Origin of the sequence: Bradyrhizobium cosmicum (genome assembly GCF_032290525.1) — a bacterium.
Classification (GTDB): domain Bacteria; phylum Pseudomonadota; class Alphaproteobacteria; order Rhizobiales; family Xanthobacteraceae; genus Bradyrhizobium; species Bradyrhizobium cosmicum_A.
Genome location: NZ_JASXTA010000520.1, coordinates 1 through 243 on the forward strand (window position 1 = coordinate 1; position 243 = coordinate 243).

The 243-nt window shown below is 75.3% G+C and carries 1 pseudogene; it reads right to left on the bottom strand.

Going from position 1 to position 243, the window contains the following annotated elements:
- Nucleotides 1–243: pseudogene (locus tag QSV46_RS40790) on the bottom strand (transketolase); the annotation flags it as partial.

Consider the following 243-nt stretch of genomic DNA (forward strand, 5'->3'; position numbering starts at 1 on the left):
GAGCCGCCCCACAGCTCGGGGAGCTCCGGGTACAGGGCGGCGAGCACCTCGCCCGAGGCCTTGCGGGTGGCGACGCCCTTGGCGTCGGCGTCCCAGCTCGGCAGCTTCTGCGCCCAGCCCTCGGGGAGCGTGCGGGTGGTCATCCGCTCGAGGAGTGCCGCGGCCTCGCCGTTGCCCTGCTTCCAGGCGTCGAAGCGCTCCTGCCAGACGGCGTGCGCCTCCCGGCCGCGGTCGACGACCTTC